Origin of the sequence: Massilia sp. GER05 (assembly GCF_052056005.1) — a bacterium.
GTDB lineage: Bacteria > Pseudomonadota > Gammaproteobacteria > Burkholderiales > Burkholderiaceae_D > Telluria > Telluria orientalis.
The window spans coordinates 6,661,707-6,675,003 of record NZ_CP178858.1 but is presented as its reverse complement, the minus strand read 5'-3'; the positions used below and the strand labels follow the sequence as shown (position 1 = coordinate 6,675,003).

Annotated in this window: 10 protein-coding genes and 1 pseudogene; 10 read left to right on the top strand and 1 reads right to left on the bottom strand. The window is 59.3% G+C overall.

Features of this window, described 5'->3' with window-relative positions:
• Position 1 precedes the first annotated feature (1 nt).
• From ACL58G_RS29365 to ACL58G_RS29345, 5 genes are all read left to right on the top strand, one after another.
• A complete protein-coding gene (locus ACL58G_RS29365) occupies positions 2 to 910 on the top strand; it encodes a hydroxymethylglutaryl-CoA lyase (protein WP_440964012.1) in 909 nt (302 codons plus the stop codon).
• Between the two features lie 28 nt (positions 911 to 938).
• Positions 939 to 1,688: an electron transfer flavoprotein subunit beta/FixA family protein gene (locus ACL58G_RS29360; protein ID WP_440964011.1), complete on the top strand. Its 750-nt coding sequence runs from the start codon at positions 939 to 941 to the stop codon at positions 1,686 to 1,688.
• Between the two features lie 29 nt (positions 1,689 to 1,717).
• On the top strand, positions 1,718 to 2,647 hold the full coding sequence (locus ACL58G_RS29355; RefSeq protein WP_440964010.1) for an electron transfer flavoprotein subunit alpha/FixB family protein: 930 nt from the start codon (positions 1,718 to 1,720) through the stop codon (positions 2,645 to 2,647).
• A gap of 39 nt (positions 2,648 to 2,686) precedes the next feature.
• Entirely contained in the window at positions 2,687 to 4,315 is a 1,629-nt protein-coding gene (locus tag ACL58G_RS29350; RefSeq protein WP_440968155.1) for an electron transfer flavoprotein-ubiquinone oxidoreductase, read from the top strand.
• A 272-nt stretch (positions 4,316 to 4,587) separates the two neighbouring features.
• Positions 4,588 to 5,088, top strand: a complete 501-nt coding sequence (locus ACL58G_RS29345; RefSeq protein WP_440964009.1) for a TetR/AcrR family transcriptional regulator C-terminal domain-containing protein — start codon at positions 4,588 to 4,590, stop codon at positions 5,086 to 5,088.
• Here ACL58G_RS29345 and ACL58G_RS29340 read toward each other — a convergent pair.
• Positions 5,071 to 6,066: a LacI family DNA-binding transcriptional regulator gene (locus ACL58G_RS29340; protein ID WP_440964008.1), complete on the bottom strand. Its 996-nt coding sequence runs from the start codon at positions 6,064 to 6,066 to the stop codon at positions 5,071 to 5,073. The genes ACL58G_RS29345 and ACL58G_RS29340 overlap by 18 nt on opposite strands.
• A gap of 223 nt (positions 6,067 to 6,289) precedes the next feature.
• Between ACL58G_RS29340 and gtfA the strand changes: the two genes are divergently transcribed.
• The 5 genes and pseudogenes from gtfA to ACL58G_RS29315 all read left to right on the top strand — a co-directional run bounded on the left by gtfA (position 6,290) and on the right by ACL58G_RS29315 (position 13,013).
• On the top strand, positions 6,290 to 7,825 hold the full coding sequence (gene gtfA, locus ACL58G_RS29335) for a sucrose phosphorylase (RefSeq protein ID WP_440964007.1): 1,536 nt from the start codon (positions 6,290 to 6,292) through the stop codon (positions 7,823 to 7,825).
• A gap of 207 nt (positions 7,826 to 8,032) precedes the next feature.
• Positions 8,033 to 10,207, top strand: coding sequence for a TonB-dependent receptor (locus ACL58G_RS29330; RefSeq protein WP_440964006.1), 2,175 nt, complete (start codon positions 8,033 to 8,035; stop codon positions 10,205 to 10,207).
• A gap of 289 nt (positions 10,208 to 10,496) precedes the next feature.
• Positions 10,497 to 10,738 (top strand): annotated as a pseudogene (locus ACL58G_RS29325) (hypothetical protein); the annotation flags it as partial.
• Positions 10,739 to 10,744: 6 nt separating this feature from the next.
• Entirely contained in the window at positions 10,745 to 11,026 is a 282-nt protein-coding gene (locus tag ACL58G_RS29320) for a hypothetical protein (RefSeq protein ID WP_440964005.1), read from the top strand.
• Positions 11,027 to 11,342: 316 nt separating this feature from the next.
• Positions 11,343 to 13,013, top strand: coding sequence for an acyl-CoA synthetase (locus ACL58G_RS29315; protein ID WP_440964004.1), 1,671 nt, complete (start codon positions 11,343 to 11,345; stop codon positions 13,011 to 13,013).
• Positions 13,014 to 13,297 lie beyond the last annotated feature (284 nt).

Sequence of the window (13,297 nt, the reverse complement as noted above, 5' to 3'; positions counted from 1 at the left end):
CATGGCATTGCCCGATCAGGTAAAAGTCGTCGAGGTGGGGCCGCGCGACGGCCTGCAGAACGAGAAGGAAACGATACCGGTCGCAGTCAAGGTCGAGTTGATCGACCGGTTGACGGCGTCCGGCTTCGTGAACATCGAGACCGCGTCGTTCGTGTCGTCGAAATGGGTGCCGCAGATGGCGACGTCGGCGGAAGTGATGGCCGCCATCCGCCGCAGGCCGGGAGTCGTCTATTCGGCGCTCACGCCCAACATGAAGGGACTGGACGGCGCGCTGGCCGCCGGTGCCGGGGAAGTCGTGATTTTCGGCTCCGCATCGGAGGCCTTTTCCCAGAAAAACATCAACTGCTCCATCGAGGAATCAATCGAACGGTTCCGCGACGTCGCGGCGGCGGCGCGGGCGCACGGGCTGCGCCTGCGCGGCAGCATCAGCTGCGCGTTCGGCTGTCCCTACCAGGGAGTGGTGCCGGCCGACAGCGTGGCCGACGTCGTGCGGCGCATGCGCGATCTCGGCTGCGACGAGATCGACATTGCCGACACGATCGGCGTCGGCACCCCCCTCCAGGTGCAGCAGGTGATGGCACGCGCCGCCGCCGAGTTTCCGGTCGGGCGCCTGTCGGGACACTTCCACGACACCTATGGACAGGCGCTGGCGAACATCTACGCCAGCCTGGAAGTCGGCATCGCGATCTTCCACGCGTCGGTGGCCGGGCTGGGCGGCTGTCCGTATGCGAAAGGCGCGACCGGAAACGTCGCGACGGAGGACGTGTTGTACATGCTGCACGGGCTAGGGGTCCGGACCGGCGTTGATCTCGATGCCGTCGTGGACGCCGGCCAGTTCATCATGCGCCACCTCGGCCGCAAGGCTGCAAGCCGGGCCGGCAACGCGCTCGCGAGCCGGCGCGCCGGGTGATCCAATCAACGAATACGGGAAGATTGAAATGAAAGCATTAGTCGCCGTCAAGCGCGTCGTGGACTACAACGTGAAGGTCCGGGTGAAATCCGATGGCACCGGTGTCGATATCGCCAGTGCCAAGATGAGCATGAATCCCTTCGACGAGATCGCCGTCGAGGAAGCGGTACGGCTGAAGGAAGCCGGCAAGGTCGACGAGGTCGTCGTCGTGTCCTGCGGTCCGGCCCAGTGCCAGGAAACCCTGCGCACGGCGCTGGCCATCGGCGCCGATCGGGGCATCCTCGTCGACGTCCCCGGGGAACTGCAGCCGCTGGCCGTGGCCAAGCTCCTGAAAGCCGTCGTGGACAGGGAGCAACCGAAGTTGGTCATCCTCGGCAAGCAGGCCATCGACGGCGATTGCAACCAGACCGGCCAGATGCTGGCGGCCCTGCTGGGCTGGGGCCAGGCGACTTTTGCCTCGACGCTCGTTGTCGGGGACGGCCGTGCGGTCGTCACACGCGAGGTCGACGGCGGCCTGGAAACGGTGGCCCTGCCGCTGCCAGCCGTCGTCACCACCGACCTGCGCCTCAACGAGCCTCGCTACGTCACGCTGCCGAACATCATGAAGGCCAAGAAGAAGCCGCTGGGTACGCTCGGCCCGGCCGACCTCGGCGTGGATGTGACGCCGCGCTTGAAGACGCTGAGGGTCGTCGAGCCGCCCAAGCGTTCGGCCGGCGTTGTCGTCAAGGATGCGGCAGAACTGGTGGCCAGGCTCAGGAACGAAGCAAAAGTCATCTAGCCCATACAACCGAAAGAACACGAACGATCATGACGACACTGGTTATCGCAGAACACGACAATGCCGGCCTCAAGGGCAGCACCCTGAACACGGTCACCGCTGCGGTGCAATGCGGCGGCGACGTCCACGTCCTCGTCGCCGGCCATAACGCCCGCGCTGCCGCAGCGGCGGCGGCGCAAATCGCCGGAGTCGCGAGGGCGCTGTTGGCCGACGGCCCGCAATTCGCCGACGGCCTCGCTGAAAACGTGGCCGAGCAGGTGCTCGCACTGGCCCGCGACTATACCCACATCCTGGCGCCGGCAACGGCATACGGAAAGAACATTCTGCCGCGGGTGGCGGCGCGGCTCGACGTCGCGCAGGTGTCGGAAATCACGAAGGTGGTGACGCCGGACACGTTCGAGCGGCCGATCTATGCGGGCAATGCGATCGCCACCGTGCAATCGATCGACCGCATCAAGGTCATCACCGTGCGTACGACAGGTTTCGACGCCGCAGGGCAGGGCGGTTCGGCACCCGTCGAGGACGTCGTGCCGGTCGGCGACAGCGGCAAGTCCGTGTTCGTGTCGCGCGATATCGTGAAGTCCGCGCGTCCGGAACTGACGGCCGCGAAGATCATCGTTTCCGGCGGCCGCGGCATGGGATCGGGCGAGGCATTCAAGGTCCTCGAGCCGCTGGCGGACAAGCTGGGCGCCGCGATGGGTGCATCGCGGGCGGCCGTCGACGCGGGGTTCGTGCCGAACGATTGGCAGGTGGGGCAGACTGGCAAGGTGGTAGCGCCGCAGTTGTACATCGCAGTCGGGATCTCGGGCGCGATCCAGCACCTGGCCGGCATGAAGGACTCGAAGACGATTGTGGCTATCAACAAGGACCCGGAGGCGCCGATCTTCCAGGTGGCGGACTACGGCATCGTCGGCGACCTGTTCGAGGTCGTGCCCGTCATCGACGCTGCGCTGGGCTGACGCATGGATTCACTCAAAGACTACGGCCCGCGCGAGGCAATGGAATACGACGTGGTCATCGTCGGTGGCGGTCCCGCGGGCCTCTCGGCCGCAATCCGCCTGAAACAGGTCGCGGCGGACAAGGGCCAGGACGTGTCGGTCTGCGTGCTGGAAAAAGGCGGCGAGCTGGGCGCGCACATCCTGTCGGGCGCCGTGATGGACCCGCGCGCGCTGGACGAACTGTTCCCGAACTGGAAGGAACTGGGCGCACCGCTGAACACGGCCGTGACGGAAGACCGCGTGCTGTTCCTGACGGAGACCAGGTCGTACGCGACGCCGTCGATGTTCGTGCCGAAGGCCCTGCAGAACCACGGCAACTACGTCATTTCGCTGGCCAACGTCGTGCGCTGGCTGGGCCAGCAGGCGGAAGCGCTGGGCGTCGAGATCTTCCCGGGCTTCCCCGCCGCCGAGATCCTGTACAACGACGACGGCTCGGTGAAGGGCGTCGCCACCGGCAATATGGGCGTCAACCGTCATGGCCAGCCGACCGACGCGTTCCAGCTGGGCATGGAATTGCACGCGAAGTACACGCTGTTCGCGGAAGGCTCGCGCGGCCACCTCGGCAAGCAGCTGATGGCGAAGTACGACCTGAACAAGGGCAAGGATCCGCAGACCTACGGCATCGGCATCAAGGAATTGTGGGAAATCGATCCGGCCAGGCACAAGCCGGGCCTCGTGATCCACACGGCCGGCTGGCCGCTGGCCAACGACACCTACGGCGGCTCGTTCCTGTACCACCTGGAAAACAACCAGGTCGCCGTCGGCTTCGTCGTCGGCCTGTCTTACCAGAACCCGTACCTGTCGCCGTACGAGGAATTCCAGCGTTACAAAACGCACCCGGCGATCCGCCACTTCTTCGAGGGCGGCAAGCGCATCTCGTACGGTGCGCGCGCGATCACGGCGGGCGGCCTGCAATCGCTGCCGAAGACCGTGTTCCCGGGCGGCGCGCTGATCGGCTGCGACGCCGGCTTCCTCAACACGAGCCGCATCAAGGGCAGCCACGCCGCCATCAAGACGGGCATGCTCGCCGCCGACGCCGCCTACGCCGCACTGGGCGCGGGCCGGTCGCACGACGAGCTGCTGAGCTATCCGGTCGCGTTCGAACAGTCGTGGCTGCACGAGGAACTGCACGTCGCGCGCAACTTCAAGCCGTGGATGAGCAAGGGCCTGATCACGGGCACGATCATGGTCGGCATCGACCAGATCCTGTTCAAGGGCAAGGCCCCGTGGACCCTGCACCACAACCACGCCGACCACGAATGCCTGCGCCCGGCGTCCGACTTCTCGCCCATCGCCTATCCGAAGCCGGACGGCAAGCTGACATTCGACCGCCTGTCGTCCGTGTTCATCTCGAACACGAACCACGCGGAAGACCAGCCCGTGCACCTCACGCTGAAGAACCCGAACGTGCCGGTCGACGTGAACCTGGCGAAATTCGCGGGTCCGGAACAGCGCTACTGCCCGGCCGGCGTGTACGAATTCGTGAAGATGGATGAAGGCAAGGACCGCCTGCAGATCAATGCGCAGAACTGCGTGCACTGCAAGACCTGCGACATCAAGGACCCCGTGCAGAACATCGTGTGGGTCACGCCGGAAGGCGGCGGCGGGCCGAACTACCCGAATATGTAGCTCGACCGGATGGTATCCTTGGCCGCGAAAGAATGTCCGTCAACGGAACACACCAGGAATCGACAACGTGAACACACCATTGAGACCCGTACGGAGACGGGATGCACAGGGCGCGCGCTCGGAGCGTCGCGTGAAGGAAATCCTGGCGACCGCGCGCCAGAACGTTTTCCGAACAAGGCTACGAGCGTTCCACCACGCTCGACATCGCGCGCCAGCTGAATATCTCCGAAGCCACGATCTTTTCTTACTTCCTCAGCAAGCGCGACCTGTGCATGCATGTGATCAAGGGGTGGTATGACGAGATCACGCAGGTTCTCGAAAACGAGCTGCCACTGGTCCCCGGCACCCGCGCCCGGTTGCATTTCGTCGTGCACAAACACCTCGTCACGCTGATGCAGGAGGGCAGCGGCATGTGCCGGCTGGTGCTGAGCGAAGGCCGTACCGTCGACGACGAATTCGCGAGCCTGCTGGTTGAACTCAAGCGCCGGTATACTGCCCCGTTGATGAATGTCCTCGCCGCGGCCCAGCGCGCGGGAGAGATCCGTCCGAGTGCTCCCCTTTCGCTATTACGCGGCATGGTCTACGGTTCGATGGAACACGTGCTGTGGGACTATGTGGCGAACGGGAACAAGCCGGATATCGACGCGACGGCGGAGCAGCTGACTTCCATGCTGTGGGCGGCCTTCATGCCGGTGCAACCGTCGGCGGAAAAGCTGGCGCAGTTTCACCTGGCCGTCGCGGACGCGTTGCGGAGACTAGATACGCCGGGTTGACTCGCGAATGACCAGTTCAGTTGTGAGTAACACGGACTTTGCTGCTTCTCCCCCCAACTGCTCCATCAGACCGTCAACCAGGCATTGTCCGGCCTCACGCATTGGCTGACGGACAGTGGTGAGCGAAGGATGGGTATAGGCGGCAGGGCCGATGTCGTCGTAGCCCGCCACCAGGACATCTTCCGGCACGCGGACCCCGGCACGAAGCAAGGTGGAGATGGCCGTCATGGCGGCGACGTCGCTGGCGGCAAACAGGCCATCGAAGCCGGTTTTCTGGGTGAGCATGGCTTCCACGTTTTTCTGGATTGTCTCCGCGACAAATGGAATAGGGCGGGTCAACGACGGATCGACCAGCAAACCGCGTTTCGCGTGCGCATTCATATAGCCGTCGTGACGCAAGCGGAACTCTGGCAGCTCCATATCGCCAAGGAACGCAATTCGTCGTGCTCCCAGATCGAGCAGATGGCCCGTGGCGAGTTCGCCGCCAAGCGTATTGTCGGTGCCGACCGTCGCATATTTCTGGTGTGGGAGTTTGGCCCCCCAAACGATCAATGGAATGCCACGAGCCGCCATCTGGTTGAGCTTGTCAGGATGTCGCCACTGACCGATGAGGATGACGCCATCCGTGCGGCCCGTGTCGCAGACGTTCGCCGCCACCTCGAGCTCCTCGACATCGATGCGCGAGACCAGCATATCGTAGCCGCGCTCGGTCAGGGCATCGGCGATACCACCGAGCAGCGCCAGAAAGAACGGGTCGGAAATGTGGTCCTGCGAGATTGGATCGATCGGGATCACCACACCGATCGTGCGACTTTGGCCAGAACGCAAGCTCTTGCCGGCGGCGTTCACCGTGTAATTCAGCGCCGTCGCGATTTCAAGGATGCGTGCCCGGGTTTCTTCGTTGGTCAGGCTGCTGCCGTTGAGCGCGCGCGATACCGTTGACACGTTGACACCTGCCATGCGCGCGATGTCGGACATGCGAGGTCGGCCAACAACAGCGGAAATGCCAGGAGACTGAAGGTCAATGCGGGGACGGCGTGGCATGGTGGCGCACTCAAACGGTTGATAAAGAAATCATTATATATCAATCTGCCGGCTTAATTGCAAACGATTGCATCTCGTCGCGAGTTGGTCTAGAATCCATGGCGTGACGTAAGAACCTGTAGCTTTGCCAATCGTTTGCATAAAAGGGCCCGCACCAATGCGCAACCAAGTACAACTGATCGCCTATGTCGATCGATTCGGTGGTAAAACTTTGTCTGAGCTGGAGGCGTTGCTCGATGGCCCACTGGCCGGTGTCTTTGGTGGCGTGCACCTGCTTCCATTCTTCGAGAAAGTCGACGGCGCGGATGCCGGTTTCGACCCGATCGACCACACAATGGTCGACTCCAGGCTGGGCGACTGGAACAGTATTCGCTCACTCACCGCCAAGCTGCCCGTCATGGCCGATGTCATCGTCAATCACATGTCGACCGACTCTCCGCAGTTCAAAGACTATTCCGAAAGAGGGTGGGAATCGGAGTACGATGGCTTGTTCCTCACGATGGATACTGTGTTTCCGATCGGTGCGTCCGAGAACGATCTGCTTTCGGTCTACCGTCCACGCCCCGGCCTGCCGTTCACTTCCGTCCCGTTGAAAAACGGAGAAACGCGGCTGCTGTGGACGACCTTCACATCGAAGCAGGTAGACATCAACGTCAAGCATCCTCAGGGGGAAGCGTATTTGCAGGGCATCCTGGAGCGGCTGGCGCTGGCAGGCGTGACGATGGTCCGCCTCGACGCGGTTGGCTACGCCATCAAGAAGGCCGGGTCAAGTTGCTTCATGCTCCCCGAGACCTTTGCATTCATCGACGAATTCGCCGAACGGGCGCGGTCCCTGGGAATGGAGGTTCTCGTAGAAATCCACTCGTATTACCGGCGCCAGATAGAAATCGCGCAACGCGTCGACTGGGTCTATGACTTCGCATTGCCGCCACTGGTGCTCCATGCACTGTATTTTGGCACCGCCGTCCCGCTGTACCATTGGATCGAGGCGCGTCCGACAAATGCAATCACCGTGCTCGACACGCATGACGGTATCGGCATCATCGATATCGGCGCGGACAAGTCGGCTGCACATGATGCGGGACTGGTGCCGCCGGACGAGCTGGATCTTCTGGTCGAGACGATCCATCGCAACAGCAGGGACGCGAGCCGGACTGCAACCGGCGCAGCCGCATCGAATCTCGATCTTTACCAGGTGAACTGCACTTTCTACGACGCAGTCGGCCAAGACCGTGGGGCCTACCTGATCGCGCGCGCGATCCAGTTCTTCCTGCCCGGTGTCCCCCAAGTCTATTACGTTGGCGCGCTCGCGGGCGGCAACGATCTGGCATTGCTGGCAAAAACGGGCGTCGGCAGGGATATCAATCGTCATTACTACGACCTCGGCGAGGTCGAAGATGCGCTCAGGCAGCCAGTCGTTGTGGAACTGATCGAGCTGATCCGGTTACGTAACGCCCATCCCGCGTTCCAAGGGGTGTTCACGGCGAGGCCGTCCGATGACGCGACCCTAGTGCTCGCCTGGAACAACGGGACGGAGTGGATCGAGCTGGACGTCAATCTGGCGCAATGTGCCGCCACAGTCACGACGTCGGATGGTAGAGCGATTTTGTACCAGGCCGACGGCACATTGCAGCGGGTCGGTAGTTCCGTAACGGCTGACCGTCCGGAAGCGGCGAGCCGGGAGCTTGCATGAATTCCACCTTTGCAATCGATTGCAAATGCGTATGTTCGATTAGCTTGGCATGAGTTGTAGGCACGCTAATCATTGAATTAAATGTCAACAAATCGTTGTTTTTTTGAATAAATGCCCGGAGAGGCAGATAGTGCTTGCGCTGCTAGTCAGCAATGTTATTATTTTCACGGTATTACAATCGTTTGCAGAAAAGAGGAGACAGAAATTATGGCAACAAAGACCATCGTGACGGGCTGTGCATCGTTGATTTCGTTTTGCATCCCCGCTTACGCACAACAAGACGCCCCCCCCGCGCAGCCCCAGGCAGCATCTACTCCGTCGGAAGCGGCGAAGTCGGCTCCGGCGGTTGACAATGGGGCGCCTCAACAGGTTCTGGTTTCGGCAAGCAAGAACCGTCCGCAGATTATGGTCGAGGCCCCGATGTCGATTCAGGCATTCACGGGCAAGGAACTGGCGAGCAAAAACATCACCAACCTCGATGCCCTGGTCAGCGCAGTGCCCGGCGCATCGCAAGGCGAACAACTGGGTGAATTCATTCGTTCATATTCGATTCGTGGTTCAGGAGCTGGCGGTGGCATCGGCGATGCGCTGGTCGGCTATTACATCGACGAGACGGCGTATGTAATCCCGAATGCCCAATTCGCGCCACCGCTTCGTCTGATGGATATCGCTCAGGTCGAAGTGCTCCGCGGCCCCTACGGCACCTTGTACGGTCAAGGCGCCATGGGCGGGACGATGATTTTCCGGACGAAAAATCCGAATCTGAAGCAGGTTACCGGCGACGCCGAAACGTACATTGCCAACGTGGAAGGTTCAAGTGGCCTGAGTTATGGTGCTGCCGCAGCAGTATCGATACCATTGATTAAGGACACGCTCGGTTTGCGCATCAGCGGCGGAGGCGACTCACGTGCCGGGTACGCCGATGTGTACAGCGGTGATCCGACAGGCACGCCCCGGGTCCGCGATGCGAACAAGATGCACAAGAGTGACGCCCGTGTCGTGCTGTATTGGGTACCGAATGAGAATTTCAAGGCGCGTCTGCAGTATATGCATTTTGGAGGCAAACAGGACTATAGCCAGCAGATGACTTCTGTCGACCCCTCTTATCTTGCCAATTGGGGCGATGTTCAAGGATACGAGAAATCCAGGAATGATCTCTACAGCCTGTCGATGGAGTACGACCTCGGTTTTGCCACGCTGACGAGTGCGACCGGGGTGGTGGAATTCGACACGTCCTACCTGAGCGCGCTGGCGGTACCGGTCCTTGGTTCGGGACCGTTATTCAATGGCTACACCGGCAATAGCTTTACCCAGGAACTGCGTCTGGCTTCGAATTCGAACGGCCCCTTGCACTGGGTCGTGGGCGCGTACTACAACAACGCTAAGAATCGCTTTGACCAAAGTGCCAACTTGACACTCCTAACTATTCTCGGCGCGACAACGACCAAAACGCGCAACAAGTCTATCTTTGGTGAGATGAGCTATGACCTGTTCGATGGAAAGCTTGTCCCCTTGCTGGGCTTGCGCCAATACAAGGATAACCGCACCTTCATCAGCGAGTCGATTATCCCGAAGGCGCCTGACGCGTCAGGAAATGCATCGCCAAGCGTCACCACATGGCGAGCCAACCTGGCCTACCATCCGGATGGCGAGACCACCGCGTATTTGAACGCCGGCACCGGCTTCCGAAGCGGCATCGCGCAATCCCCATTGCAAGTCAATGCACTGCGGATTGATAACATCATCGAAGGCGTAGCACTCAACCCGGATCGCGTCCGAAATCTGGAGATCGGCATCAAGGGTAGCTTGCGCCAGGCACGGCTGAGTTATGAAGCCAACCTGTACAAACTCCAATACAATGGCCTGCAAACTGGACTTTACACCTCGAGTGGTATTGCCGCATTCGCATCGCTGGGCAACGCAACGGTAAAGGGCATCGACCTGGCATTGCAGTGGACTCCTATGCGTGGGTTGAACCTCGGCTTTGCCGGCGACCTCAACAACGCTAAGTATAACGATGTGAATCCGCTCGTCGCACGCGGCATCGGTAGCGTCGTCTACCCAGGCGCGCAACTGTTGAACACGCCACGGTTCACCACCCGCCTAGATGCCAACTATTCGCGTCCGGTGAATGAAACCTGGACCGCGTATGCCAACGGTTCGGTCTCGCGCAGCGGTTCGCGTATGAACCAGGCAGGCGACGAAACCGCAATTTTCAACCTCGTCGATGCAAGCCTGGGGCTGCGCAGCAAAACGTACGAGGTCGAGCTGTACGGCCAGAACCTGGGCGACGCGCGTGGCCCCTGGTTCATTCGCCAGGCTGGCCTGATCGGCGGACCTGTTCCTCGCACTATCGGAATCCGCGGGCGTTATCATTTCTGACGTCTAGTGGCAACTGAACGCGGTCAATCGTGACTGAAGCTGGGGGGCGAGGGTAATACGCTCTCCAGCGATTTTCAGATCTGGTATGGAAAGCTGCCTCGCCGCCGCAGGGGCGCGCTTTCCGGTCTCGGGAAATCGTGGCGCAATTAAAGGCCTGACTGAAGACGCGATTGGAGAGGCCTGAGCCCGATCGGGGAGAAGAGTACCGTCGTGTATATCGCGCTCCAGGCATGACGTGAGCGAATCGTAATCGAGGATCTTTGCCGGCCGCACCGGAGGATCATGCCGCCGCAAAGCCGGCCTCGTCAACCAGACTTGCTTTGGAATAGCAGCTTAACTCGAATCGACGCTGCGCAATTACGTCAAGATTTACAACCACAGCATCCCCAGTGGGCACTCAAGCACAAAACGCCTATTTAGGCACTCAAGGAATCGAACGAGACACCCCCTGGATTGTTCAGGAAACGCGTGTATAACCAGGCGGCTCTTGACATGCAGACGTTGCTATGTGTTAATAAAATATTAGCATGAGACATTATGAAAATACGGTTTTGGACGCTGAACCTATTAACTTCTGCCGGATTGATTTCCTGTGGGGGTAACGCTGGCGATACTGCTAGTCCGCTCAGCGACGCCAACGCTCCTCGAGTATTATCGACACTCGATCAAGCAACAGCGCTGGTGCCGAGCATCAGAATTCAGCAAGGAATATCAGAACGCACTATCAAACTGACGATTGCCAGCCCATCATTTCCGGCGCCTGTGAATGTCGAGGTTATTCTGCCTGGAGGATACAATGAGGATCTTTCACGTCGTTGACCTGTAATCTATTACGCCGATAGAACAAATCGAACCACACTATATTTCGTGGGGCTTATGATGGCGAAGCATTAACCCAAGATTACTTATCTATCGTAGTCATGCAAAGTGGCGATGCTGGCTATTGGAAAGATCGGTACAATTTTGGCGCAGGCGATCGGCCGAAGCGCGAGACATTTGTTATGTCGGAGCTTACTCCTCTTATTGAAACTCAATTCAGAGCAAATCCAATTCGGGCTCAGCGTTCAATCATGGGCTAATATCAGAAATTTATTCTCGAACAAATTTGAAATGCCAATTCTAAAAGGAGAAAAGAATGGCTAGGTCAATTATCGATGAGGTCAAATCGGCGTATGCTGAGGCCTACGAAAGCTTCCGAATTGAACAGGTGAACGAGCTGTTCCAAGGGGACTTTGACCAAGGCGTTAATGCCTGTGTTGAATGTTGTGACCGCCACATTGACGGCGACAATGTGGCTTTGGATTTCGTGTCTGCCGATGGAAAGCACGAGCGCTACAGCTTCGAACAAATAAGAGCGATGTCGGCGCGCGTCGCGAACATGCTCGTCAAGCAGGGTGTTCAACCAGGAGACGTGGTCGCAGGCTTGCTGCCAAGAACACCGGAATTGTTGGCAACCATCCTTGGGACTTTGAGAGCAGGGGCTGTCTATCAGCCTCTCTTCACTGCTTTCGGTCCAAAAGCAATCGAGCACCGCCTTGGTCTAAGTGGCGCGAAGCTCGTGGTGACGAATGTCGCGAGTCGACCAAAGCTAATTGAAGTCAGCCAGTGTCCGCTAGTCTGCGTCGTCAAGGAAACTGACGACGAGGGGTACGAAGGTGACATCGATTTCCGCAAGGTTCTCGAAACGCAGTCGGCGCAATTTGAACCTGTGCTACGTAAAGGCTCCGATCTGATGCTCATGATGTCGACGTCAGGAACGACAGGCGCCGCAAAAGGTGTTGCGGTGCCGCTGCGTGCCCTGCAGAGCTTTGCCGTCTACATGCGGGATGCGATAGATCTTCGTCCTGAGGACAAATTTTGGAACTTGGCCGACCCGGGCTGGGCCTATGGCCTCTACTATGCAATTCTTGGGCCGCTGTCGATTGGCCATGGAACAACGTTATATGAAGGCTCCTTTAGCGTTGACGGTACGTACGAGATTATTCGGCGCCTGAACATTACGAGTCTGGCCGGCTCTCCTACCGCGTACCGGATGTTGATGGCAGCCGGCGACCAACCGACTGCGCCGGTGAAGGGCCTCCTGCGCGTAGTGAGTAGCGCCGGTGAGCCACTCAATCCGGAAGTCATCCGCTGGTTTGATTCTTCCTTAGGAGTGCCAATCTACGACCACTACGGCCAGACCGAGTTGGGTATGGTTGTGAACAATCACCATGGACTGGCGCATCCGGTGCAGCTCGGCTCCGCCGGTTACCCGATGCCCGGCTACCGGATAGCCGTCTTGGGCGACGATTGCAAAGAGCTCGGGCCGAACGAGCCCGGAGAACTCGCTATCGACATTTCGCGGTCGCCGCTCTTGTGGTTCTCCGGCTATTGGCAGCAAGAAACTGCGGCTATTGCTGGTGGATACTACTTGACCGGTGACAATGTTGAGCTTGAAAAGAACGGGAGCATAAGCTTCATTGGCCGAGCAGACGATGTGATCACGTCATCGGGATATCGGATCGGCCCTTTCGACGTTGAAAGCGCGCTCTTGGAACATCCAGCCGTGGTGGATGTTGCGGTCATTGGTGTTCCCGATGCAGAACGGACAGAAATTGTAAAAGCATTTGTTGTGCTTGCCAGCAAGGTCTCGGCAAGTGACGACCTAGCCGAAGAACTTGCTCTGCATGTCAAACGACGCCTTTCAGCGCACGCGTATCCCCGCGCTATCGAATTCCTCGAGACGTTGCCAAAAACGCCTAGCGGAAAGCTACAACGCTTTATGCTGCGGAAAATGGAGTCGGAAAAGTTGGCCGCTAAAACGTAAGCGAACTTCGAAAAATCGTTTCGAACGGCCGTAATGCTGGCTGAGTAACGCAACTGGATGAGGAGTACAGCGGGCATCGCAAGCCAGCAGTGCAGCGCGTAGCAGGTGTTCGACCCAAGTCGAGGCGCTTGAGGCGCTTCGAATGCTTCGAGTCAATGACTTCCGCCGCCTGAGGTTGCTTCTCGCAGGGAACTATGTGCATTTTTAACGCGAATCGTGTGCGATTAAGTATTGAAGCGATGCCGGTTCGTCTCGAATTCTTTTGACATATATCTGGTGCGGCA